The following is a 23,227-nucleotide window of genomic DNA, read 5'->3' on the forward strand; positions in this document are numbered from 1 at the left end:
GGGGCGGCGGGTCAGGTGGGGAGGGGGAGGGTGAGCTCGAAGCGGCAGCCGCCCGGCACGTTCCGCACGGCGGTGCGGCCCGCATGCGCCTCCACGATCCCCCGCACGATCGCCAGCCCCAGCCCCGCCCCTGCCGGCGGCGTCCGCGCGGCCGCGCCCCGCCACCCGGTGTCGAACACCCTCGGCAGGTCCTCCGCCGGAATGCCCCCGCAGCCGTCCGTCACCGACAGCACCACCACCCCGGCCCGCTGCTCGGCGGCGGCCGCGACGGCGACGGTCCCGTCGGCCGGGGTGTGCCGGATCGCGTTGACGAGCAGGTTCGCCAGGACCCGGGTCATCTCCTTGCCGTCGACCTCCACCGGGACCCGTTCCACCCCCTCCCCCACCAGCCGCACGCCGTGCTCCCGCGCGAGCGGGTCGACCCCGGACAGGGCGTCCCCGACCAGGTCGTACAGCGACATCCGGCTCCGGCTGAGCGCCAGCGCCCCGGCGTGGATGCGCGACAGCTCGAACAGGTCGCCGACCATCGCGTCGAGCCGTTCCACCTCGGTCCGGATCTGCCGGTGGTAGCGGGCCGGGTCGGCCGCCACGCCGTCCTCCAGGGCCTCCGACATCGCCCGCAGCCCGGCGAGCGGGGTCCGCAGGTCGTGGGAGATCCAGGCGACCAGCTCCCGCCGGGAGGACTCCAGGGCGCGCTCCCGCTCCCGGGAGGCGGCCAGTTTGGCGCTGGTCGCCGCCAGTTCCCGGGACAGCGCGTCCAGTTCGGCGGTGGTCTGCCCGGGCGGCGCCGCGAAGCTGCCGCCGTCGCCGAAGTCCCTCGCCGCGCGGGAGAGTTCGCGGCTGCGCGCCACCACCCACCGGCCCAGCAGCAGCGCGGTGGCCAGGGCGACCACCGCCGCCATCGCCACCACCAGGGTGACCACCCCGAGGTCGTGCGGGGACAGGAACATCGCCTGGGCGACGGCGAGCGTCCCGGCCAGCATGGCCGTGACGGTGACGGCGGCGATCACCGTGAGGGAGACCGCCACCGACCGGTGCCGGACCAGCCGCAGCACCAGGGCCCCGAGCAGCCCCGCGCACGCGGCGCCGCCCAGCGCGAAGAGGGCGATCAGGGCGATGTCCTTCACGCCGCCCCCTCCCCCGCCGGGTCGAAGCGGTAGCCCACGCCCCACACCGTCCGGATCAGCCTCGGCCGGCCGGGGTCCTCCTCGACCTTGGCACGCAGCCTGCGTACGTGCACCGTCACCGTCGACAGGTCCCCGAAGTCCCAGCCCCACACCTCCCGCATCAGCTCCTCCCGCCCGTGGGCGCGTCCCGGATGCCGCAGGAAGTGCGCGAGGAGGTCGAACTCCCGCAGTGTCAGGGCAAGTTCGCGGCCGTCTCGGGTGGCGCGGTGGGTCGCGGGATCGAGCGAGAGCCCGGCACCGGTGAGCCGCCCGGGCACGGGGACCCGGTCCGCGGCCCGGCTGCGCCGCAGCACGGACGTGACCCGCAGGACCAGCTCGCGCGGACTGAACGGCTTGGTGACGTAGTCGTCCGCCCCCACCTCCAGGCCCGTGATCCGGTCGTCCTCGTCGCCCCGCGCCGTCAGCATGATCACCGGTACGGGTCCGGCCGCGCGCAGCCGCCGGCACACCTCCAGCCCGTCCAGCCCCGGCAGCATCAGGTCGAGCACGACCAGGTCCGGCCGTACCCGCCCGGCCGCGGCGAGGGCGGCGGGCCCGTCGGCCGCCTCCTCCACGGCGAAACCGGCGCGCCGCAGGTAGCCGGCGACGACCTCGGAGACGGTCGGGTCGTCGTCGACGACGAGGACCCGCGCGGGCGGTGCTTCCCTGCTGCTGCTCATGCCGCCCAGCCTCCCATCCGCGGGCGGCCGCCGGGACCGCGCACCGGGGCCGGCCGGGGCGACGTCCGCGTTTCGTAAGGAGTGCCGGCCCCTTTTCCCGGCCCGCGGTTCCTACCGTGAACCCGTGACCGTGAGCGTCGATGTCGTCCTGCCCTGTCTGAACGAGGCCGAGGCCCTGCCCTGGGTGCTCGCCCGCATCCCGAGCGGCTGGCGGGCCCTGGTCGTGGACAACGGGTCCACCGACGGGTCCGCCGCGATCGCCCGCGGGCTGGGCGCCACCGTGGTACGGGAGTCCCGGCGCGGCTTCGGCGCCGCCTGCCACGCCGGGCTGCTCGCCTCCGACGCGGAGGTCGTCTGCTTCTGCGACTGTGACGCCTCGCTCGACCCGGGGCTGCTGACCGGCTTCGCGGCCGCGGTGGCCGCCGGTGAGGCCGATCTCGTCCTGGGCCGGCGCCGGCCCCGCGGCCGGGGTGCCTGGCCCGCGCACGCCCGGGCCGGGAACCTGGCACTGGCCCGGATGCTGCGCCGCCGCACCGGACTGCGGCTGCGCGACCTGGGCCCGCTGCGGGCGGCCCGGCGCGCCGATCTGCTGGCCCTCGGCCTGAGCGACCGCCGCTCCGGATACCCGCTGGAGATGGTGGTGCGGGCCGCCGACGCGGGATGGCGGGTCCGGGAGGTCGACGTGCCGTACCTGCCGCGGGCCGGGAAGTCGAAGGTGACCGGCACCTGGCGGGGCACGTGGCAGGCCGTGCGCGACATGCGCCGGGTCCTCGCGGAGCCGGCGGCCGCGCCCCGCACCCCCGCCGGGGGTGACCGATGACCACCCTGCTCGTGATCGCCAAGGAGCCGGTGCCGGGCCGGGTCAAGACCCGCCTCACCCCGCCGTTCACCCCCGCCGCGGCGGCCGCGCTCGCCGAGGCCGCCCTCGCCGACACGCTCGCCGCGGTCGCCGCGGCCCCCGCCGCGCGGCGGGTCCTCGTCCTGGAGGGGCGGCCCGGGCCGTGGCTGCCGCCGGGCTTCGAGGTGCTCCCGCAGGCGGCCGGGAGCCTGGACGAACGGCTCGCGGCAGCCTTCGGGGCGTGCACCGGGCCGGCGCTGCTGATCGGCATGGACACCCCGCAGCTGACGCCGGAGCTGCTGACCGTCGGCTGGGAGGCGTACGACGCCTGGTTCGGGCCCGCCGTCGACGGCGGCTTCTGGGCGCTGGGCCTCGCGGAGCCGGACCCGGCCCTGTTGCGCGGGGTCCCGATGTCGGTGCCCGAGACGGGGGCCGTGCAGTACGAGCGGCTGCGCGCGGCCGGGCTGCGGATCGGGCGGCTGCCGCGGCTGCGGGACGTGGACACCGCCGAGGACGCCCGCCTGGTGGCGTCCCGCGCCCCCGGGAGCGCCTTCGCGGCGCGGCTGGCGCAGCTGGCTCCGGCGGTACGCGGATGAGCGCCGCGGCGGCCTGGACGGCCGACCCGTACACCCTGGCCCTGCGCAGCGGCCGGGGGCCGCTGTTCCTGCGGCGCGGGGACGGCTGGCTGCTGCCGCTGGAAGTGGAGCGCTGGTGCGAGGCGCCCGACGGCGCCGACCTCACGGTGCTGCGCCGCTGCCGGGGCGCGGTCCTCGACATCGGCTGCGGCCCCGGCCGGCTGGTGTCGGCGCTGGCGGCCCGGGGGCACCGGGCGCTCGGCATCGACGTCAGCCCGGAGGCGGTGGCCCGTACGGCCCGCGGGGGCGGCACGGCGCTGCGGCGGTCGGTCTTCGAGCCCCTTCCGGGTGAGGGGCGTTGGGACACCGCGCTGCTGATCGACGGGAACATCGGCATCGGCGGCGACCCGGCGGCCCTGCTCGCGCGCATGTCGGGGGTGGTGGCGGCCGCCGGGAGGCTGATCGTGGAGTGCGCGGCCGTGGACGCGGAGCTGGACGAGCGGTGCGAGGTCCGCGTGTCCGACGGCGGGGCGGGGCTGGGGGCGCCGTTCCCCTGGGCCCGCGTGGGCGCTGCCGCGCTGGCCGCCCACGCGGGCGCCTCCGGCTGGGCCGCGAGCGGCCAGTGGTCGGCGTCGGACCGGGTCTTCGCGGAACTCCGCCGGACGTGACACCGGTCCCACCACCCGCCGCGGCCGCGCCCCGGAGGGAACCAGGCGCGGGGCGACGCACTGAGCGGCCGCGCGGCGGTGCCGCGCGGCCCGCTCGGTCAGGAGCGCGGCTTCACCAGCGCCACGGCCTCGATCTCCACCAGCTGGTCGGGGAACGCCAGGTCCGTCACGCCGAGGATGGTGTCGGTCGTGCGGTGGTTGCCGACGTACTCCTTGTGCAGCTTCGCGGCGGTGTCGAAGTTCTTGCGCAGGTCCTTGGTGTAGATCTTCATGCTGACGATCTGACTGCGCGGGATCCGGTAGTGCGCGAGCACCTTGTCCATGTTCTCGAACGAGGTGCGCACCTGCTTCTCGAAGTCGCCGACGCCCACCAGGTTCCCGGCCGCGTCGTGCGACAGCTGCCCCGAGATGTAGACCGTGTCTCCGGCTCTGATGGCCTGGGAGTACCCGTAGGACTCCTCCCAGGACACGCCGAACCCGAAGTGGTCCCAGCCGCGGCGCGCCTGCTCCTGCGCGCTGGCTCCCTGCGGTCCCACGACGGCGATCATCGCGGCCACGACCGCGGCCACCACACCGGCGGTACCGAACCTGCGCCCTGACTTGGTCATTCCCTTTGTCCTTTCGTCCCAGTGGAGCCTGCAGCCCCGACGCTGTCACTCCACGAGCGAGGACTCCTCGAACGGGCATCGAGCGGCCGTGGAATCACCGGGCGGCGGGGGCGTCCGCGCCGCGCGGCGGAGGGGCCTGCCGGCGGCGCAGCAGCCGGGTCGCGCCCGCGGCGAGCGCCACCCCCGCCAGGACCAGCAGCAGGTTGCGCCCGTACGGCAGCGGCAGCGCCGAAGGGTTCACCGGCGCGCCCGGCCGCAGCAGCGCCGGCAGGGTGACCAGCACCAGCGCGCCCCCGGTGACCAGTGCCCCGCGTACGACGCCCCGGCCGGGACCCGCCGCGACGAGCAGCCCGGCCCCCAGCACGAGCGGCGCGATGACCCCGTCGTGCAGGACGAGCGCGCCGCCGAGCCAGACGAGCACGCCGAGGGGGTCGGGCAGGCCCGCCACCAACCGCCCCCCGATCCCGATCAGCAGCAGGCCGAGCGCCCCCAGCGCGTACCGGTAGACCGTCACAGCACCTCCAGCAGCGTGACCCACTTGGTCTGGAGCACCCCGGGCCGGTTCGGTGCGATGATCCGCGCCGGATAGCCGTGGTCCAGGGACAGCTCCTGCCCGCCGAGTTCCAGAGCGAGCAGGGTGAGGGGGTCCTCGGCGTGGTCGCGGCCCATCTCCGTCACCCGGTACGCGCCGCCGGTCTCCAGCGAGGTGACGCGCAGGCCGGCGCCCGGCGGGGCCCCGGCCCGCGCGAGCAGGTCGCGGACGCGCACCCCGCTCCAGCGGGCCTCCTTGCTCCACCCCTCCACGCAGGCGATCGGCAGCCGCGCCCCGGCCCGCGGCAGGGCGCGCAGCTGCGGGAGGGTGAGGCTGTACGGGAGCGGGCCGCGGACCTCCAGCCGCCAGTCCCGCAGCCGTTCGGGGCCGACTCCCGCGGCCGCGGCCGTACGGTTCACCGGCAGGCCCTGCGGCCCGTGCCCGGGGTGGCGCGGCCCGAGCAGGTCCAGCGCGGCCAGCGGGGTGAAGGCCTGTCCGACGGTGGTCGCGGTGACGGCCCCGACGGCCGCGCCGGCTCCGAGGAGCAGCGAACGGCGGTCCGGGCCGTCCTCGGGGGCGAGCTGCCGGGTGCCGGGCGAGCTGCGGCTCCAGTGCGCCCTGATCTCGGGGGCTTTGACGGCGACGTGCAGCAGGAGCGAGCCGGCCAGGATCCAGGCGAGGGCGAAGTGGGTCTGGATGAAGCCGAACGGCCACGGGTACCACTGGACGATGTTGAGGAGGCCGGTGAAGACCTCCATGACGGCGGTGGCCACCAGCCCGGCCACCGACAGCCGCTCCAGCGCGTGCCGTACGCCGCGCAGCGGCGGCCAGAGGAAGAGCCTGGGGTACACCGCCCACAGCTTGACCAGGAGCAGCACGATCGCGGCGAGCCCGGTCGCGACGTGCAGGCCCTGAGTGAGGCGGTAGCCCCATACGGGCCGGCTGGGCAGCGCGTCGGCGGCCCAGGGGGGCGGGTGCTGGAGGTAGTGGCTGATCAGCCCGGTGAGGAAGCAGACGGCGACCGCCGCACCCAGCCAGCGCCCGACGGCGGTGGCGGTTCGGGCGTCGTGCAGCCGCCCGGCGAACACGGGCGGCCGGACGGCCGCGAGCACCGGGACCGGCACGCGGAGCCGGGAGCGCGGGGAGCGCCGCGGGGCGGGGGGCACGGGACGGGGGGAGGCCGGGGGCCCGGGGTCCGGCGGCGGGTCGGAAGTCATGTCCCCCATCACACCGCCGTACCGCGTCGCGCGGGCCGTCCGACACCTTACGGAACGCGGACGCCGGGCCGGGTCACGCCCCCGGCGGCACCCCGCGCTGCCAGGCTGCCCGCATGAACGCCCGGATCCCGGTCACCGTGACCCTGCTGCTGCTCGCCGCGCTGGCCGCCGTGCTCGTCACCGCCGTCCGCTACGACGGCTACGCCGCCGACCCCGGCGGGCTGCTCCTGCGGTACGCCGCCGCCTGGGCGCTGTTCGGTGCGGCCGCCTGGTCGCTGCGCCGGGTGCCCGGCCGGTACGTGGTCCCGCTGGTGGCGGCGGGGGCGCTGCTGGTGGCCGCGGCCGGCCTGGCGGGGCCGCCGCTGACCAGTACGGACTCCTTCCGCTACGCCTGGGACGGCCGGGTGCAGGCCGCCGGGGTCTCGCCGTACGACCACGCCCCCGCGGATCCCGCGCTGCGGGACCTGCGCGACGACTGGCTGTTCCCGCGCGGCGCGGCGGCCTGCGCCGGCCCGGACCGTGTCGCGGTGGAGCCCGGGGTGTGCACCCGGATCAACCGGCCGGCCGTGCACACCCTCTACCCGCCCGTCGCCGAGGGGTACTTCGCCCTCGTGCACGCCCTCTCGCCGGCGGGGGTGCGCCACAAGGCCCTGCAGGCCGGCGGGGCCCTGCTGTCGCTCGGGGTCACCGCGGCGCTGCTGGTGGTGCTGCGCCGCCGGCGCGCGCTGCCGCGTACGGCGGCGTACTGGGCGTGGTGCCCGGCGGTGGCGGTGGAGGCGGTGAACAACGCGCACGCGGACGTGCTCGCCGTGCTGCTGTCGGTGGCGGCGCTGGGGGTGGTGGTGCGCCGGCGGGCGCTGGGCGGGGCGCTGTTCGGGCTGGCCGTCGCGGCGAAGCTGCTGCCCGCGGTCCTGCTGCCGGGCGCGCTGGCCGGCGTACGGCGCGGGCGGGACGCGGCGGCGCTGCTGGTGCCGGTGGCGGCGGTGGTGGGGCTGGTGTACCTGCCGTACGTACTGGCGTCGCGGTCCTCGGTCTTCGGCTATCTGGGGGGTTACGCCGAGGAGGAGGGGTACGGGGATCCGGGCGCGGGCGGCCGCTACGCGCTGCTGCGGCTGGTGCTGCCGGATTCCTGGGCGGTGCCGGCGGTGGTGCTCGGGATGCTCGCGGTGGTGGCGTACGTGTGGCGGCGCGGCGATCCCGGACGGCCGTGGAGCGGCGCCCTGCTGGTGACGGGCGCGGCCTTCCTGCTGATGACGCCGGGGTATTCCTGGTACGCGCTGCTGCTGGTGGCGCTGGTCGCGCTGGACGGGCGCGGCGAGTGGCTGGGGGTGGCGCCGGCGGGGGCCGCGGTGTACGTCGGCGGGGGGCTCGCGGGCGGGGCGGTGGGGGAGCTCGCGTACGGGCTGGCGGGCGCGGCGGTGCTCGCCGGGTGGGCGGTGCGCCGCCGCGCCCGGGGGGTTCCTCAGCCGATGCGGTAGGGGTCGCCGTAGACCTTCCAGTCGAGCGGGGTGTCCAGGTTCAGGTTGCCCTTCTTCAGGAAGACCCGTTGGGCGGTGTCGACGCGTGACGTGTCGCTGTGCGCCTCTTCCTGCTTCATGGCCCAGACCCGGGCGTCGAGGAAGGCGTTCAGCCAGGCGGTCTCGTTGCCGCCCTGGGCCGGGGGCTTGGCCTTGGCCAGGGCCCGCTTGCGGATGTTGCGGAAGCTGGTGGGATCGCCGCCGTCGCCGTGCATGACGATGGCGTCGTAGTAGATGAACTGGCCGAGGGTGCCGGTCCCGTCGGCCTTGCCCTGCCTGACGGCGGGATCGAAGTAGACGCGGTCGCGCTCGTGGTCCTGGGCCTTCTTGAACGCGGAGTCCTGCGCCGCCTTCGCCCAGTCCCGGGTGAAGTCCGGGTCGAGTCCGGCGTGCGAGTCGGTGCCGTTGACCTTGCGCAGGGCGGGGAGGTACGGGGCGAGCACGTTGCCGGGCGCGGTCCGGGTGTAGTGCTCGACGAGGTCGAGCATGTCGCCGGTGCCGGAGCAGAAGCCGATGATGCCGGCGGTGTAGCCGCGGCCGTCGCCTATGTCCTCGATGTACTTGTACTGCGCCTTCCAGTCGAGGGAGGAGTTCTCGGCGCTGGAGACGATCCGCATGGCGATGTCCTTCTTCGCCGGGTCGTCGAGTCCGGTGGCGGCGGCCGCGGCGGCCGCCGTCGCGGGAGTGGTGGGGGCGGCCGCCGGCGCGGCGGTGGCGTGCGCCGCGACCGGGACGGCGAGGAGGGCGGCGCCGAGCAGGGCTGCGGCCGTCATCGTCTTTCGGTGGGGGGTGAACACAGTGCCTCCGTACGGTGGTTGAGTTTCCCTGTCCGTTAGGAAACTTTCCTACCAGACATCGGAGGCAGGGAACACCCCACGGCCGGACACGACCGGAAGCCGCCGGTCCGCGCGCTCGGGTCCCGGGGACGCGCCACCGGGCGGGCCGTCAGAGCCAGCCGGCCCGCCGGAAGCCCCGGTGCAGGACGAGGCAGGCGACCGCCATCACCGCGAGCACCAGCGGGTACCCGTACGTCCAGTGGAGTTCGGGCATGTGCTCGAAGTTCATGCCGTAGACCCCGCACACCATGGTCGGCACGGCCACTATGGCCGCCCAGGCCGTGATCTTGCGCATGTCCTCGTTCTGGGCGACCGTCACCTGCGCGAGGTGGGCCTGGAGGATGGAGTCGAGGAGGCCGTCGTAGGCGCCGATCTGCTCGGTGGCCCGGGTCAGGTGGTCGGCGACGTCGCGGAAGTAGGCGCGGACCTCCGGCGGGATCACCGGTATCGGCTGCGTGGCGAGGTGCTGGAGCGGCCGGCCGAGTGGAGCCACCGCCCGCCTCAGTTCGAGGAGTTCGCGCTTGAGCTGGTAGATCCGGCCCGCGTCGCCGCGGCTGCCGTGCTCGCTGAACACGGCCGTCTCCACGGCGTCCATGTCGCTCTGCACGGCGTCCGTGACCGCCACGTAGTCGTCGACGACGTGGTCCGCCATGGCGTGCAGGACGGCCGCCGGGCCCTTGGCCAGCTGCTCGGGCTCGGACTCCAGGGCCTCGCGGACGGGACCGAGGGTGCCCTGGCCGCCGTGCCGGATGGTGATGACGAAGTCCTCGCCGATGAAGGCCATCAGCTCGCCGGTCTCCACCACCTCGCTCGTCGCGGTCAGCTCCTCGTGCTCGACGTAGCGGACGGTCTTGAAGACGGCGAAGAGGGTTTCGTCGTACCGCTCGACCTTGGGCCGCTGATGGGCGTTGACGGCGTCGTCGACGGCGAGGGGGTGCAGGCCGAAGAGTTCGGCGAGCCCGGCGATCTCCTCCTGCGAGGGTTCGTGCAGGCCGATCCAGACGAAGCCCGCGCCCGTCTTGCGGACCCGGCGCAGGGCCTCCTCCACCTCGCCGCAACCGTCCTGGCGGACCCCGTCGACGTAGACCACGCAGTTGACGACGGCGCTGCCGAGCGGGGAACGGGCGGGGTGGCTGAGGTCGACGGCCCGCCGGTAGCCGCGGCGCACGGCGCGGCGCAGGTTGCTGAACATGGACACGGACGTACTCCCCTTCGGCGGATCAGCGGCCAGTCTGCCACCGCCCGCCGACGGCTCCGCCACGCCCTCCTGCTCCCGGCGCCGGCCGGGGTCAGCCCCGGTCGACCAGGACGCTGGTGGACTTCACCCGCGCGGTGGCCCGCGCGCCCACCTCCAGGCCCAGCTCCTCGACCGCCTCGCGCGTGAGCAGGGACACGATGCGGTGCGGGCCGGCCTGGATCTCGACCTGGGCGTCGACGGTGCCGAGTCTCACACCGGTGACGATGCCGGGGAAGGCGTTGCGGGCCGAGGTGTACGGGGCTTCCTCCCCCTCTCCGCTACCCTCCTGCGCGGCCTCTACGCAGAACGCCGCCAGGTCCGGCCCGTCGACCGTGCGCCGCGATCCCTCGCGGCGGGTGGGGAAGCGGCCGGCGTCGGCCCACCGCCGGGCCGTGTCCACGCTCACGCCGAGCAGCCGGGCCGCCTGACCGATGCTGTAGGACTCCATGCCCGCAGCGTAGGGCGGCCGGCGGCGCGGGGCTAACACGGCGGGGACGAGCCCTTCTGCCGGGTGAGATCGCGGTTGTACAGCCACCCGGTGGTGTTGGTCCCCTCCACGCGCACGAACGTCCACTGGTTGCCGTAGGAGTTGACGATGTAGCAGTGGTACCAGAGCTTCGTGCCGTTCTTGACCAGCGCGCCCTGGGCGCACTGCTGGTACGGGGCGGCCAGCAGGTGGTGGTCGCCGGATATGTAGCCGTAGGTGCCCGGCTTCGGATCCTTGTGGGTCCAGCCGGCGCAGCCCGTCGGTACGGGGCTCGGCTTCCCCGGCGCGGGCGTGGGCCCCGTCCCGGAGGGCGAGGGGGTGCCGGTCTTCTTCGAGGCGGTGGCGGAGGGCTTCGCCGAGGGCCCGGAGACCGAGGGCGAGGGGCCCGGAGTGGGCGGGCCGGGCTGTCCGCCGGCCACGGGTGAGCCGCCCGCGGGCGCCGGTGTGGGGGCTACCGTCGGGGCCGTGCCGTCCCCGCCCGAGGTGAGGGCGTAGGTGACGCCGCCGGCGGCGAGTACGGCGACCACCGCGACGGCCATCGCGGCCCGGCCGCGGCGCCGCGCCGGGTCCGCGGCCCGCGTGACCGGGAGCGGCTGTCCGGGCGGGGGCCCCTGCGGCGGGAATCCGCCGGGCTGCGGGCCGGGGGTGTACGGCTGGGGCGGAAACGTTCCGGCACCGAGCGGGGGCGGAGGCCCGAAGCCCGGAACCGGGGCGGTCGCCGGGCCGGACGGCGTGCCCGCGGCCGGCGGAACGGCGGCGGCCGCCGCGGGACCCCGCGGATCCGGGCCCGGTCCCGCGGCGGGAGCGGGACCCGGGGCGGGCGCCGAGGCGGGTGCCGGAGCCCAGGCGGGAGCCGGAGCGGGGTGCGCCCCGCCGCCCTCCGCCACCCGCCGCAGCATCGCGCGGGCCTGGTCGGCGGTGGGCCGGTGCTCCGGCTCCTTCGCCATCAGCGCCCGCAGCACCGGGGCGAGCGGCCCCGCGCGCCGGGGCTCGGGCAGCGGATCACCGATGATCGCGGCCAGCGTGGACCACACCGAGGTGCGGCGGAACGGCGAGACGCCCTCCACCGCCGCGTACAGGGTCATCCCGAGCGACCAGATGTCCGACGCCGGACCGGGTTCCTTGCCCTGCGCGCGCTCCGGCGGCAGGTAGTCGAGCGAGCCGACCAGTTCACCGCTGCGGGTCAGCTTCGCCATGGCCTCGTCACCGGAGGCGTCCATGGTGGCGATGCCGAAGTCGGTGAGCACGACCCGGCCTCCGCGCTCCAGCAGCACGTTGCCCGGCTTCACGTCGCGGTGCAGGACGCCCGCCCGGTGCGCGGCGTCGAGGGCGTCCATCAGCTTGGCGCCGATCGCGGCGGCCTCGTGCGCATCCAGGGCGCCGTACCGGGTCACCGAGTCGTCGAGGGAGGGCCCGTCGACGAGTTCCATGACGATGACGGGGAGCCCCTGCTCCTGCGTGACGTCGTGCACGGTGACCACGCCGGGATGCCGGATGCGGGCGGCGGCCCGTGCCTCGCGCTCCATCCGGGTGCGCAGATCGGCCAGTTCGGCGTCGCCCGCGTCGGTGTACGCCCGTACGACCTTGACGGCGACCTCGCGGGCGAGCAGTTCGTCGACGGCCCGCGCGACCACGCCCATGCCGCCGCGGCCGACCACGGAGGTCACCCGGTAGCGGCCCCCCAGCACCTTGCCGATCAGGTCCCCGTCGTTCGCTTCCCCCGTTTGGCCCGCTGGCACCACATGCTCCGTTCCACGACCGGTCGTTCGTCTCGACCATCTGACGGGGCACAAGCGTAGATGCACGTCCGGCGGGTGGTCCGCGCGGCCGCCGGACGCGGGCCCTAAGTTGGGCGCAGCTGTTCCATGGCCGTTTCGGCGACCACGCGGGCGACCAGCGCCAGCGCGGGCGAGTCCAGCTTCCACTGCTGCCAGTACAGCGGTACGTCCAGCCACCGCCCCGGCGCCAGCGGCACCAGCGCGCCGCTCTCCAGCAGCGGCTCGGCCTGCGGTTCGGGTACGAGCCCCCAACCGAGCCCGGCGGCCACGGCGTCGCGGTACCCCTCGGAGGTCGGTACGAGGTGGCGCGCGGCCGAGGCCGGCGAGGCGCCGCCGGTGAGGGCGCGGACGAAGTCGTCCTGGAGGACGTCGCGCCGGTCGAAGACGATCAGCGGGGCCTCCGCCAGGTCCCGCCGCGGATCCCCCGTCAGGTACCGGGCGGCGAAGGCCGGGCTCGCCGCCGGCAGGTAGCGGGCCAGCCCCAGGGCCCGCACCGTGCACCCGGCCACCGGGTCGGGCGAGGAGGTGACGGCGGCCATGACCTGCCCCTCCCGCAGCAGCGCGGTGGTGTGGGACTCGTCCTCGCGGTGCAGCTCGAAGCAGATCGGCGGATCCTGCGGCACCCGGGTCAGCGCGGGCAGGAACCAGGTGGCCAGCGAGTCCGCGTTGACCGCGATGGGCAGCCGGACCGGCCCCAGCCCGTCGGCCATCCCCATGCCCAGCTCGGCGCGGGCGTCCCGCTCCAGCCTGGACAGCTGCCGGGCGAAGCGGATGACCACCTCGCCGGACTCGGTCGCCCGCACCGGCTTGGTCCGCATCAGCAGCACCCGGCCGGTGCGCTGTTCCAGCGCCTTGACCCGTTGGCTGACGGCGGACGGCGTCACGTGCAGCGCCGCGGCGGCGGCGTCGAAGGTGCCCCCGTCCACGACCGCGAGCAGGGTCCGGACCTGGTCCAGGGGAAGCTCGTCCATCACGACGGCTAATGATACGTAAAAATCTTTAGCTGTACGCGGCGCCGCGCGCTCCCTACGGTCGGAGCCATGACGAACGGCATCACCACAGCACTCCTGGCGGGTTTCGGCACCGGCCTGTCCCTCATCGTGGCCATCGGCGCGCAGAACGCCTTCGTGCTGCGCCAGGGCGCCCGCCGGCACGCCGTCCTCGCGGTGGTCGCCATCTGCGCCGTGTCCGACGCGGTCCTCATCGGCCTCGGCGTGGCCGGCGTCGGCGCCTTCGTCACCGCCTGGCCGGCCGCTCTGACGGCCGTCGCGGTCGCCGGCGGCGGCTTCCTGATCTGCTACGGGATCCTCGCCGCCCGGCGCGTGCTGCGTCCCGCACCCGGCGCGGCCCTCACCACCGGCGGCGCCACCGCCGGGTCCGTCCGCGCGGCGGTGTTCACCTGCCTGGCCATGACGTGGCTCAACCCGCACGTCTACCTGGACACCGTCCTGCTGGTGGGCTCGCTCGCCGCCGACCGGGGCGATCTGCGCTGGGCGTTCGGGGCGGGGGCCGGGCTGGCCAGCGTGATCTGGTTCAGCACCCTCGGCTACGGGGCCCGGCTGCTCAGTGGCCTGCTCTCGCGGCCCGCCGCCTGGCGGGTGCTGGACGGGCTGGTCGCCGCGACGATGGTCACGATGGGCGGGCTGCTCCTCGTACGGGCCTGACCTGCGCGACCGGTGCCGCAACCGGGCCGTCCCGCAGGGCCCGGCCGGGGCGTCCGGCCGGGCCGGACGTGGTACTGATTCCCGTACGCCCCGCCCCCGGGGCCCCGCCCGGTCACCGATCCCGTGACACCCGAGCCCCCCTCCCGGAGCCGCCGCCGTGCCCGACCGCCCGTCGCCCGAGGCCGTGCGCGCCTACTACGCCGCCCAGGCGGCCCCGCTCGTCGCCGCGACCGGGATCGTCCTGGACGCGCAGGGCCGGGTCCTCGTCCTCACCCCCTCGTACAAGGACGGCCTCGAACTGCCCGGCGGCACGGTGGAGGACACGGAGACCCCGGAAGAAGGCCTGGCCCGGGAGCTGAAGGAGGAGCTGGACCTGTCCGTTCCGGTCGGTCGGCTGCTGGCCGTGGACTCCTGCCCGCCGGGCGCGCTCGGCCGCTCGATCGTGGTCCACGTGTACCTCGTGGGCCCGCTGACCGGTGCGGGGGCCGAGGGGATCGCCTTCACCGACGGCGAGGTCACCGAAGCCCGCTGGCTCACCCCCGAGGAGGCCGCGGAGCAGCTGTCCGACCGGCTGGCGCCCCGGCTGCGCGCCGGGCTGGCCGCGCTGTACTCCGGCTCGGTGGCACACCTGGTCGACGGCGTGCCGCAGCCCGGCTCCCCGGCCGGACTGGACCCGGCGGACCGCGCGGCCCTGGAACACGCGGGCCGCTACGACTCCGCCGGGCACCGCGCGGCCCGGCCCAAGGCGCTCACCGCCGCGAACGTGCTGTTCACCGACGGGGCCGGCGGGGTCCTGCTCGTCCGCCCCGGCTACGGCGAGCCGGGCCGCTGGCTGCTCCCCGGCGGCGGCGTCGACAGCGACCTCGGCGAGACCCCGCGGGACGCGGCGGCGCGTGAGGTCCGCGAGGAGACGGGCCTGGACCGGGATCCGGGCCGCCTCCTCGCCGTCGACTGGACCCACCGGCCCGGCTACCCGGCGCGGATCCGGTTCCTGTACGACGGCGGGGTCCTCGGCCCGGCCGAACTCGCCGCGATCCGGCTGCCGCCCGCCGAGCTGCTGGAGTGGCGTACGGCACGCCGGGACGAGCTGCGCGGGCTGGTCAAACCGAAGCTGCGCCGGCAGATCAAGGCCTGCCTGACCGCCCTGGCGGAGGGCACCGGCCCGCTGGAGCTCCACTCCGGCCGCCCGGTCGGCCCGTCCTGAGAGCCGCCCGCGCGGCACCTCGGGGGTGGTCGCGTGATCGCCGGGGCGGCACGGCCGGCACGTGGGTATCGCCGGCGGCTCTCAGGACCGTGGGCCACGGGCCCGTCCGAGTGGACCGGCCCGGCGCATACCCCCTACCCCTTTGGAGTACCGGTCCGGGGTCGCCTACGATGCCGCCATGAGGACGAGTACGCGGGCCGGACGCGCGGGGAGGCCCGCCGCGCCGCCCGCACGGCTGCTCCTCGTCCTGGCCGTGCTCGCGGGACTCGTGGCCATGCACGGCCTCGGCCCGGGAGCCGTCCCGCCGGCCGCCGCGCACGCGGCGGCCCACGCCGCCGCAGCCGGGCACCCGGCGGCCGACCCCTGCGACTGCGCCCACGCCGGCGCCCCGGTACCCGACGCGCCCGGCGGGGGGCACGCCCAGCACGCCGACCCCACCTGTGCGGCATCCGGCACCAGCGGTGCCCCGGTCCTGCACGCGCCGGCGGCCGCGCCCGGCCCGGTCCCCGCCGCGGACGGGGCCCCGCACGGCATCGTTCCCGGGGCCGCGGCGTGCGGGCGTGCGCCTCCCTCCCTCAGCGAACTGCAACTCCTGCGCGTATAGGGCGGCTTCGGCCGGCGCTCCCGCCGGCGAGCCCACCCGTACGCCCCCAGCACAGGAGAAGCACCCTCATGACCGTCAACCGTTCCCTGATCCGCCGCACCACCGCGCTGGCCGCCACCGCCACCGCCGCCCTCGTCCTCGCCGCCTGCGGTGCGAAGGACGGCGCCGGCGACACGGCGCACGACGGCCACGGCGCCGGCAGCACGGCGTCCGCCCCCGCCTCCGCGTCGGCCGGACCCTCCGGCGACACCTCCCGGGCCGCGCACAACGCCGCCGACACCGCCTTCGCCCAGGGGATGGTCCCGCACCACCGGCAGGCGGTCGAGATGGCCGCCCTCGCCGCCACCCGCGCCGCATCGTCCGAGGTCAAGGCACTGGCCGAGGAGATCAGGAAGGCCCAGGACCCGGAGATCACGACCCTGTCCGGGTGGCTGTCCTCCTGGGGCGAGCAGGTTCCCGCCGCGGACTCCGGGCACGGCGGGCACAGCGGCCACCCGATGTCCGGGATGATGACCGGCGAGGAGATGGAGCAGCTGGCGAAGGCCTCCGGGAAGGCCTTCGACACCGCGTTCCTCGAGCTGATGGTCAAGCACCACGAGGGTGCCGTGGCCATGGCCAGGACGGAGCAGTCCGACGGCAGGTACCAGCCCGCCAAGGACATGGCCGCCGCCATCGTCGGCTCGCAGAGCGCCGAGATCACCCGGATGAACGGGCTCCTCGGCAGGAACTGACCCGGTCGGCCGCGCGGGCCGAAGTCAGCCGCCGACCCGCGCGACCATCAGGGCGATGTCGTCGTCGGCCGCCGCCGGGACGAGGTGGGTGATCAGCGAGTCGCACAGGTGGTCGAGCTGGCGCTGCGGGTCCGCGAGCAGCTGCATCAGCTCGGCCAGGCGCTCGTCGAGGTCGCTGCCCCGGGCCTCGATGAGTCCGTCGGTGTACAGCACGAGGAGGCTGCCCGGCGGCACCTCGACCTCGACGGGGGTGAACGCGATGCCGCCGACGCCCAGCGGGACCCCGGGCGGGGTGTCCAGGAGCCGGACGGTGCCGTCGGGGAGCGCGAGGGCGGGCGGCGGGTGCCCGGCGCGGGTGACGGTGCAGCGTCCCGCGGCCGGGTCGCAGACGACGTAGAGGAAGGTGGCGAGCATCGGTTCGGCGAGGTCGGCGAGCGCGGCCTCCAGCTGGTGCAGCAGCTGTACGGGCGACAGGTCCAGCCGAGAGAGGGACCGTACGGAGGCGGAGAGCCGGCCCATGACCGCGGCGGCGGCGATCCCGTGGCCCATCACGTCGCCGATCAGCAGGGCCGCCTTGCCGCCGGACAGGGCGAGGACGTCGTACCAGTCGCCGCCGACCTCGTTGACGTCGCTCGCGGGCAGGTAGCGGTGGCTGACCTCGATGCCGGGCGGCGGGGTGATGTGCTGCGGGAGCATGCTGCGCTGGAGGATGACGGCGGTCTCGTGCTCGCGGTGGTACAGCCGGGCGTTGTCGATGCTGAGGGCGGCGCGGGCGGCGAGTTCGCCGGCGAGGGTGACGTCCTCGGCGGTGAAGGGCCCCACCGGGCGGGTGCGGTAGAAGGTGGCGAGGCCGAGTACGGATTCCCGGGCCACGAGGGGGGCCATCACGAAGGAGTGCACTCCCACCGTGAGCAGCTGCGCGGGTTTGGTGGTGTGCCGGGCGGCGGGGGCCACGGTCTGTTCGTCCAGGCGGGCGATCAGGAAGGGCTGCCGGGCGGCGAGGGCCTGGGTGTAGGGGGCGTTCGGGGGGAAGGTCAGCGTGCGGCCGAGGGGCGCGAGGATGTCGGTCAGCCGGGATCCGGACAGCGGCGCCCGGCCGAGCCTGCGCAGGTCGACGCCGCCGGTGAGCCCCATGCCGGGTTCGTCGCCGCGGGCCAGCGCGTCGAGGACGTCGACGGTGACGGCGTCGGCGAGGCGCGGGACGGCGAGGTCCGCGAGTTCCTGCGCGGTGCGCTCCAGGTCCAGGCTGGAGCCGACGCGCATGCTGGCCTCGCTGAGCAGGGCCAGCCGGCGCCGGCCGGCTTCGGCTTCGACGTGGTCGCGCTGCTGATCGGTGATGTCGACGAGGGAGGCGATCACCCCGATCGGCATGTGGGCGGGGTCCTCCACCCGGACGTAGGAGCACGACCACACGCGGTCGTGGTCCGGCTCCGAGGGCGTCCGTCCGACGCGGCGGCGGTCGAGGAGCGGTTTCCCCGTCTCCAGGACCTGCCGCATGGCCTCCTCCATCTCCAGCGCGTTCACCTCGGGGAGGAGCTCGGCCAGGCGGCGCCCGACGTGCGCCGACTCCGGGAGCCCGTTCATGGCCTCGAGAGCCGCGTTGACCTGCAAGAACCGCAGCTGCGTGTCGAGGATGGCGATGCCGACGGGCGAGCGGGCGAAGAGGCCGTCCCAGACCGCCGACGACCCGCGGATGCGGCGGGCCGCGTGGGCGTCGGCCGCGAAGACCAGCACCGTCGAGCCGTGCTGCCGGTCGGACACGGGGGAGGCCCAGATCTCCACCTCGATGGGGTGCCCGTCGCGGTGCCAGGCCGTGACGGTGCCCATGACGCCCCGGCCGGAGGCGGCCGCCTCCCACAGGGAGCGGCCGAGGCTGCGGTCGGAGCCCGGGTGCAGCAGGTCGGCGATGTTGCGGCCGAGCATCTGGGGCGGGGTGTAGCCGAGCAGCTCCTGCGCGACCTGGTTCCAGCGCACGATCGTCCCGTCGCCGCCGGTGGCCACGAGCGCGACGGGCAGCGCGCCCAGCCAGCCGCCGGCGGCCTGTGCGGCGTTGCTGATCAGCTCGTCGACCGGGATGTGCTCGTTCATCAAGGCTCGTTCATCGCGGCTCGTTCATCACGGTTCGTTCACGGGGCTCACTCCTCGGACACCTGCACGCCTCCATCGTCTGCCGACCGGCGGACCACCGCCTCCCGAAGCCGGAGCACGGGCCGTGACCGCCGCACGACCCGTCCGCCCGTTCGACACGCCCGTCGGGGGCGGTGACCACGGGAGGGCCCTGGATCTGGGTCCCCCTCCCCCGCTTCCCGCCCACTCGGGCGGGGGTGTCCGCACGGTCCCGCCCGCTGGGCAGGCGGGACTGTGCGGACACCTCTAGGGCAGGTCGGCCCCCGTCCGCGTGCCGGTCCCGGTGGGGACGTCGTCGAGGAAGCCGCCCGACTGGTGCTGCCACAGCTTCGCGTAGGCGCCCTCCGCGGCGAGCAGCTCCTGGTGGCTGCCCTGCTCCACGATCCGCCCGCGGTCGAGGACGACGAGCCGGTCCATGCCGGCGACCGTGCTGAGCCGGTGCGCCACCACGAGCGCCGTCCGCCCCTCCATCAGCCGCCAGAGCGCGTCCTGGACGAGGATCTCGCTCTCGGAGTCGAGGGCGCTGGTGGCCTCGTCCAGCAGCAGGATCGGCGCGTCGCGCAGGATCGCCCGGGCGAGGGCGACGCGCTGGCGCTGTCCGCCGGACAGCTTCACTCCGCGCTCGCCCACCATGGTGTCGAAGCCGTCCGGCAGCGCGTCGGCGAATTCCGTGACGTGCGCCGCCTCGGCCGCCCGGCGGATCTGGGCTTCGGTGGCGCCGGGCCGGGCGAAGGCGATGTTCTCCCGCAGCGTGCGGTGGAACATCGCCGGGTCCTGGGGCACGTACGCCATCAGACCGCGCAGGTCGGACTGGGCCAGCCGGCTGATGTCCTGGCCGCCGACCGTGATCCGTCCGCCGTCCACGTCGGTCATCCGCAGCAGCAGCCGGGTGAGGGTGGTCTTGCCCCCGCCGGACCGGCCGACGAGTCCGAGTTTCGTCCCGCCGGGCACGGCCAGGTCGAGGCCCTCGAAGAGCGGCTCGGCACCCCCGTGGGCGAAGGTCACCCCTTCGAAGCGCACGTCGGCGCCCCCGGACCGCAGCGGTTCCGGGACCTTCGGGTCGAGGACGGTCGGCGGGGTCAGCAGCAGGGAGGTGAACTGCGCGGCCTCCGTCATCGAGCTTTCCAGGCGGCGGTAGATCTGGTTGAACTCGAACATGATCCGGGTGGCGTTGCTGTAGTAGGTGAAGGCGACGACGACCGTCTCCACGCTGTGCCCGCCCCCGGCGAGCCCGACGGCGACGAACATGCCGAGCGCGTTGGTCAGTACGGACATCGGCGCGACGAGCGTGTCGATGCGCAGGTTGCCGTAGTCCCACGAGCGCAGCATGAGCCGCCGTGATTCCGCGACCCGCGAGCGGTGTTCGGCGGCCTCGCGTTCCTCGGCCGCGAACGCGCGGACCGTGTCCATGTTCATCAGGCTGTCGGCGACGTGGCCGGAGACCCGGGCGAGGGCCTCCTCGCGCTGGTCCACGAGCGCCTGGCGGCGGCGGATCAACGGGGCCGCGCACAGCCCCGTCAGCACGATCATCGTCAGGAGCCCGACGACGAGGAGCGGTTCGTAGTGCCACAGCACCACCGAGCCGAACACCAGGGGGACGAGCTTGCCCATGACCTGGAAGGTCAGGGTGTCCACGAACTCCTCGAAGCGGGAGGCGAAGCTCAGGACGCGTTTGGTCAGCGATCCGGCGAAGTTGTCGTGGAAGAACGCCGCGTCCTTGGCGAACAGCTCGTCCATGCCGATGACGTACAGCTGCTCGACGCCGTGGGCGTCGAGGCGGTTGAGGCAGTGCAGCCCGAGGCGCCACAGCGCCTCGGACAGCAGCAGGACGCCGGCGAACGCGATGACGTAGGGCAGCGTTTGGCCGATGCCCGTGGCGGCGCTCCCGCCGTCGGCGATCCGGCCGACGAGCTTGGCGACGACCAGCGGCGCGACGTAGTTGATGCCGATGTTGCCCAGCGCCGGGAGCAGCATGGCGGGCACGGCCAGCCGGCAGAGCCGGACCAGCTCCCGTCCGTAGTGGCGCAGTGCGAGGAGTACCGGACCCTTGCCCGGCGGATTTCGGTGTGCTTCAGGAGATCCCATACCAACCCTGTGCTGTTGGAGCGGCAGGACAGGAACGGCAGTGTCCCGCAGGGCCGCTGACTCCGTCCAAGCGTTTTCCGCCCATTTCCGTCGATCGTCGGAAGCCGGACGGCAACGGCGCATGAGGCTCCTGACGGCCTGCACCCCCTCGCACCGACCGGCAACTCTCCGCGTACGGGTGCCGACAGAGGGCACACGGGGTGCATGACCGTACCCAAGACGACCGTCCTCGTCCTCGACAGCGCCGAGCCCGAGCTGCTCGCACACTTCTACGCCGATCTCCTGGGCGCCACCGCAGGTCCGGCGCCGGGAGACGGGGACCTCATCCTCGTCACCGGCTCCGCGGGCGTGGTGCTCGGCGTCCGCCGGGACCCGCACCACGCGCCCCCCAGCTGGCCGCTCCCGGAAGGCTCGCACCAGGCCCACCTGAGCATCCTGGTCGACCCGGAGAGCCTCGACGCGGCCGAGCGCGAGGCGGTCTCCCTCGGGGCCCGCCCGGTGGCCGCGGAGGACGACGGCGCCGCCCCCGGCAGCCGCACCACCGTGCGCCGCTACGCCGACCCGGCGGGCCACGCGTTCGTCCTCGAAGCGGTGGCACGCCAGACGTAGACCCCCCGCGCAGCGCCCGACCTGCCAAGCCGTCCGCCCGACCGGCTGGGGCCGGAATCAGCGAGCGCACTGCATGCGCGGCGGCGTGGTCGCTGCGCGGGGGCTCTGCGTGCTCAGAAGCACTGCTTGTAGTACTCCTTGATGCGGGGCAGCGATTCCAGGTCCGCCCGGCGGTTCGGGTGGCGCGTCAGGAGGTACGTGATGCGGGCCGCCAGGTCGGTGCCGCCCGCGACGAACGGGGTCGGCGTCGCCGACTTGAGGATGTCGCAGAACTCCTTGACCAGCCGCAGCTGGGCGTGGTTCGCCGCGAGCGGGCAGAGCGTGGCGACCACGTCGGCCCGCCACTGCGCGGGCATGTCGGCCGGCTTGCAGTCGAGGTTGGGGACGCCCGTGAGCCAGGCGCTGCCCACGATCTGTGCCGAGTGGACGTTCTGACCGATCGTCGCCGTCCCGCCGGGCACGGCGATCGTGCCCCGGGTGCTGAGGGTCGGCATCAGGGACTCGACCCAGCCGGCCGTGCAGTACGGGGTGCCCCAGGCGATGGAGCCGAAGGCGCCGCTCTTCGTGATCACCTGAACCAGCCCCTGAGGGGTGGTCAACTGGCCGCCCGGCGAGCCCTCCCAGGCGGTGTCGCCCTGCGCGCTGAAGGCGGTGTAGCCGCCTGCGCCCGGGTCGGCCACGACGGTGAAGATGTGCTGGACGGTGGCGTCCTGGCCGTTCTTGCGGATCCAGAGCTTGAGCGGGTGCGTCGCGGAGGCGACGTAGAGCCGGCCGCCGGCGTCGGCGGAGAACCGCACGCGGCGGCCCCCGGACGTCCCGTAGACCGTGCCGCCCTTGTAGCGCAGCACCCCGTCGGGGGCGGTCCACAGGTGCGCGCGGTTGAAGACGTCCCATGCCTCGCCGAGGGCGAGGGAGGCCAGGCAGACGGGCCCGGCCGTCTTCAGCGTCGGGGAGGCAACGGGCTTCAGCGGGTGCGCGACTGCGGAGAAGTCCGGCTTGTCCAGGTCGAGGTGCGGGAAGGCCACGAGCAGCGCCGTGTGGAAGGCGTCCCGCTCGTCCTCCAGGTCCAGCAGGAACCGCTGGTAGTGCGGACCGCCCGCCAGTCCGGCGAGCTCGACGACGGTCTTCGCGGTGTCGGGGGTCTCGCCGCTCAGCCAGCGCAGCAGGTGGGGGTACGGGGCGGGCGGGGTGTGGGTGCTCATGGTCTTCCCTTCGGTCGGGCACAGCACGGTGGACCGGGTGGGGGGAGGATCGGGGCACGGGTACGCCGACGGTCCCTGACGGGACTCGGCGGGGGACGGGCCCTTTCACGCTAGCGCCCGCCTTCGCGCCACGTGGCCGAATCGGCAGAACCGGGAGCCCCGCGCCGTCGCCGCTCGCTCCACCCGCCGTGAGCGCTCCGTCACCGTGTGCCGCTCCGGCAAATCTTCACACCCGTTACCGACGAGGCGTTCCGTCTCGCCCGGCTCGGCGATATGACCGTTTCATCCCGCCCGTTGAGCGGTCATATGCTCCGCTATGTCCAGTGGTGATGGCGGAGGGCCTGAATCCGTTACTCGATCTTGTGAAGGCGTTGCGACGATCCCGCAAATGAACGAAGGGGTCCGCCGCCCGGATCGTCGCCTCGGGGGCCGCGACGCGTCAACACGGTTGGCATGGCCACTCGTTCGCGTGCTTACATCTGCCCACCGCCGCGGTTCTCGGAAGCACTGCTTGGTTTGGGTCGAGCCGCCGCGCGGAAGTGGTCGTGGACGTTTTCGCGTTCCGGCCACGTCAATTGACGAATATTCAGATGAATGAAGGGTGCGCAAACGTGCGTAACGACATCGAGACCCGCGAGATCGCCGACACCGAGCTGGACGCCATTGCCGGCGGTGTGGCCATTTCCGGCGGGCTCGCCGGCGCCGTCCTCGGCGACGTCCAGACCGTCCTGGGCGCCGTGACCTCCCTGGACACCGTCCACGCCGCCACGGCCCTGCCCGGCGCGGTCACCGGCATCGCCGGCGTGCAGGTCGGCGTGGCCGGTCTCTGAGTACGGCCGGCGCGTGCCGCCGAAGCAACAGG

Annotated in this window: 23 protein-coding genes; 10 read left to right on the forward strand and 13 right to left on the reverse strand. The window is 74.9% G+C overall.

All coding sequences use genetic code 11. The annotated features are described in order from the left end of the window. Window positions 1-11: 11 nt before the first annotated feature. Window positions 12-1,127: a sensor histidine kinase gene (locus tag ACZ501_RS14610; protein WP_468795373.1), complete on the reverse strand. Its 1,116-nt coding sequence runs from the start codon at window positions 1,125-1,127 to the stop codon at window positions 12-14. Next, a complete protein-coding gene (locus tag ACZ501_RS14615; protein ID WP_468795376.1) occupies window positions 1,124-1,846 on the reverse strand; it encodes a response regulator in 723 nt (240 codons plus the stop codon). The genes ACZ501_RS14610 and ACZ501_RS14615 overlap by 4 nt, the downstream gene beginning before the upstream one ends. Window positions 1,847-1,970: 124 nt before the next feature. On the opposite strand from ACZ501_RS14615, the gene ACZ501_RS14620 reads away from it, so the two are divergent. The 3 genes from ACZ501_RS14620 to ACZ501_RS14630 are packed head-to-tail and all read left to right on the forward strand — an operon-like array spanning window position 1,971 to window position 3,927. Continuing rightward, window positions 1,971-2,666: a glycosyltransferase family 2 protein gene (locus ACZ501_RS14620; protein WP_468795379.1), complete on the forward strand. Its 696-nt coding sequence runs from the start codon at window positions 1,971-1,973 to the stop codon at window positions 2,664-2,666. Continuing rightward, the gene (locus tag ACZ501_RS14625; protein ID WP_362461090.1) at window positions 2,663-3,280 is read left to right on the forward strand and encodes a TIGR04282 family arsenosugar biosynthesis glycosyltransferase; all 618 of its coding nucleotides are present in this window, start codon (window positions 2,663-2,665) and stop codon (window positions 3,278-3,280) included. Before ACZ501_RS14620 ends, ACZ501_RS14625 begins: the two co-directional genes overlap by 4 nt. Next, on the forward strand, window positions 3,277-3,927 hold the full coding sequence (locus ACZ501_RS14630; RefSeq protein WP_468795382.1) for a class I SAM-dependent methyltransferase: 651 nt from the start codon (window positions 3,277-3,279) through the stop codon (window positions 3,925-3,927). The genes ACZ501_RS14625 and ACZ501_RS14630 overlap by 4 nt, the downstream gene beginning before the upstream one ends. Window positions 3,928-4,025: 98 nt before the next feature. Here the strand turns inward: ACZ501_RS14630 and ACZ501_RS14635 are convergent, their stop codons facing one another. The 3 genes from ACZ501_RS14635 to ACZ501_RS14645 all read right to left on the reverse strand — a co-directional run bounded on the left by ACZ501_RS14635 (window position 4,026) and on the right by ACZ501_RS14645 (window position 6,284). Continuing rightward, a complete protein-coding gene (locus tag ACZ501_RS14635) occupies window positions 4,026-4,535 on the reverse strand; it encodes a RidA family protein (protein ID WP_361610076.1) in 510 nt (169 codons plus the stop codon). A gap of 94 nt (window positions 4,536-4,629) precedes the next feature. After that, window positions 4,630-5,049, reverse strand: a complete 420-nt coding sequence (locus ACZ501_RS14640; protein WP_468795385.1) for a hypothetical protein — start codon at window positions 5,047-5,049, stop codon at window positions 4,630-4,632. Beyond that, a complete protein-coding gene (locus ACZ501_RS14645; RefSeq protein ID WP_468795388.1) occupies window positions 5,046-6,284 on the reverse strand; it encodes a molybdopterin-dependent oxidoreductase in 1,239 nt (412 codons plus the stop codon). Before ACZ501_RS14645 ends, ACZ501_RS14640 begins: the two co-directional genes overlap by 4 nt. A gap of 113 nt (window positions 6,285-6,397) precedes the next feature. Between ACZ501_RS14645 and ACZ501_RS14650 the strand changes: the two genes are divergently transcribed. Next, entirely contained in the window at window positions 6,398-7,762 is a 1,365-nt protein-coding gene (locus ACZ501_RS14650; protein WP_468795391.1) for a glycosyltransferase 87 family protein, read from the forward strand. Here ACZ501_RS14650 and ACZ501_RS14655 read toward each other — a convergent pair. The 5 genes from ACZ501_RS14655 to ACZ501_RS14675 form a co-directional block, all read right to left on the reverse strand. Beyond that, a complete protein-coding gene (locus tag ACZ501_RS14655; protein ID WP_361611288.1) occupies window positions 7,747-8,574 on the reverse strand; it encodes a chitosanase in 828 nt (275 codons plus the stop codon). The two genes, ACZ501_RS14650 and ACZ501_RS14655, sit on opposite strands and share 16 nt — an antisense overlap. A gap of 172 nt (window positions 8,575-8,746) precedes the next feature. Next, complete coding sequence (corA, locus tag ACZ501_RS14660; RefSeq protein WP_361611290.1) at window positions 8,747-9,829, reverse strand: magnesium/cobalt transporter CorA; 1,083 nt, start codon at window positions 9,827-9,829, stop codon at window positions 8,747-8,749. 97 nt (window positions 9,830-9,926) lie between these two features. Further along, window positions 9,927-10,322, reverse strand: a complete 396-nt coding sequence (locus tag ACZ501_RS14665; RefSeq protein WP_361611287.1) for a TOBE domain-containing protein — start codon at window positions 10,320-10,322, stop codon at window positions 9,927-9,929. A 32-nt stretch (window positions 10,323-10,354) separates the two neighbouring features. After that, window positions 10,355-12,100 carry a serine/threonine-protein kinase gene (locus tag ACZ501_RS14670; RefSeq protein ID WP_468795394.1) on the reverse strand — a complete coding sequence of 582 codons (1,746 nt, stop codon included), beginning with the start codon at window positions 12,098-12,100 and terminating at the stop codon, window positions 10,355-10,357. 104 nt (window positions 12,101-12,204) lie between these two features. Further along, window positions 12,205-13,110, reverse strand: a complete 906-nt coding sequence (locus ACZ501_RS14675; RefSeq protein ID WP_361611035.1) for a LysR family transcriptional regulator ArgP — start codon at window positions 13,108-13,110, stop codon at window positions 12,205-12,207. 69 nt (window positions 13,111-13,179) lie between these two features. On the opposite strand from ACZ501_RS14675, the gene ACZ501_RS14680 reads away from it, so the two are divergent. The 4 genes from ACZ501_RS14680 (at window position 13,180) to ACZ501_RS14695 (ending at window position 16,342) form a co-directional block, all read left to right on the forward strand. Then, window positions 13,180-13,803 (forward strand): LysE/ArgO family amino acid transporter, encoded by a 624-nt coding sequence (locus ACZ501_RS14680; protein ID WP_361611031.1) that lies wholly within the window; start codon window positions 13,180-13,182, stop codon window positions 13,801-13,803. Between the two features lie 157 nt (window positions 13,804-13,960). Continuing rightward, window positions 13,961-15,007, forward strand: coding sequence for an NUDIX domain-containing protein (locus tag ACZ501_RS14685; RefSeq protein ID WP_468795397.1), 1,047 nt, complete (start codon window positions 13,961-13,963; stop codon window positions 15,005-15,007). A gap of 178 nt (window positions 15,008-15,185) precedes the next feature. After that, the gene (locus tag ACZ501_RS14690) at window positions 15,186-15,611 is read left to right on the forward strand and encodes a DUF6153 family protein (protein ID WP_468795400.1); all 426 of its coding nucleotides are present in this window, start codon (window positions 15,186-15,188) and stop codon (window positions 15,609-15,611) included. A 68-nt stretch (window positions 15,612-15,679) separates the two neighbouring features. Further along, window positions 15,680-16,342, forward strand: a complete 663-nt coding sequence (locus ACZ501_RS14695) for a DUF305 domain-containing protein (protein WP_468795403.1) — start codon at window positions 15,680-15,682, stop codon at window positions 16,340-16,342. Window positions 16,343-16,366: 24 nt separating this feature from the next. Here the strand turns inward: ACZ501_RS14695 and ACZ501_RS14700 are convergent, their stop codons facing one another. Then, window positions 16,367-18,430: a SpoIIE family protein phosphatase gene (locus ACZ501_RS14700; RefSeq protein ID WP_362461128.1), complete on the reverse strand. Its 2,064-nt coding sequence runs from the start codon at window positions 18,428-18,430 to the stop codon at window positions 16,367-16,369. Window positions 18,431-18,715: 285 nt separating this feature from the next. Beyond that, window positions 18,716-20,554 (reverse strand): ABC transporter ATP-binding protein, encoded by a 1,839-nt coding sequence (locus tag ACZ501_RS14705; RefSeq protein ID WP_468795405.1) that lies wholly within the window; start codon window positions 20,552-20,554, stop codon window positions 18,716-18,718. Between the two features lie 204 nt (window positions 20,555-20,758). Here ACZ501_RS14705 and ACZ501_RS14710 point away from each other — a divergent pair, with 204 nt between their 5' ends. After that, entirely contained in the window at window positions 20,759-21,163 is a 405-nt protein-coding gene (locus tag ACZ501_RS14710) for a VOC family protein (protein ID WP_362461131.1), read from the forward strand. 113 nt (window positions 21,164-21,276) lie between these two features. Here the strand turns inward: ACZ501_RS14710 and ACZ501_RS14715 are convergent, their stop codons facing one another. Beyond that, window positions 21,277-22,365 carry a hypothetical protein gene (locus tag ACZ501_RS14715; protein WP_468795408.1) on the reverse strand — a complete coding sequence of 363 codons (1,089 nt, stop codon included), beginning with the start codon at window positions 22,363-22,365 and terminating at the stop codon, window positions 21,277-21,279. A 611-nt stretch (window positions 22,366-22,976) separates the two neighbouring features. Here ACZ501_RS14715 and ACZ501_RS14720 point away from each other — a divergent pair. Continuing rightward, window positions 22,977-23,195 (forward strand): hypothetical protein, encoded by a 219-nt coding sequence (locus tag ACZ501_RS14720; protein ID WP_361605320.1) that lies wholly within the window; start codon window positions 22,977-22,979, stop codon window positions 23,193-23,195. The last annotated feature ends 32 nt before the right edge of the window (window positions 23,196-23,227 follow it).

This window comes from Streptomyces sp. NPDC034085 (assembly GCF_055575555.1).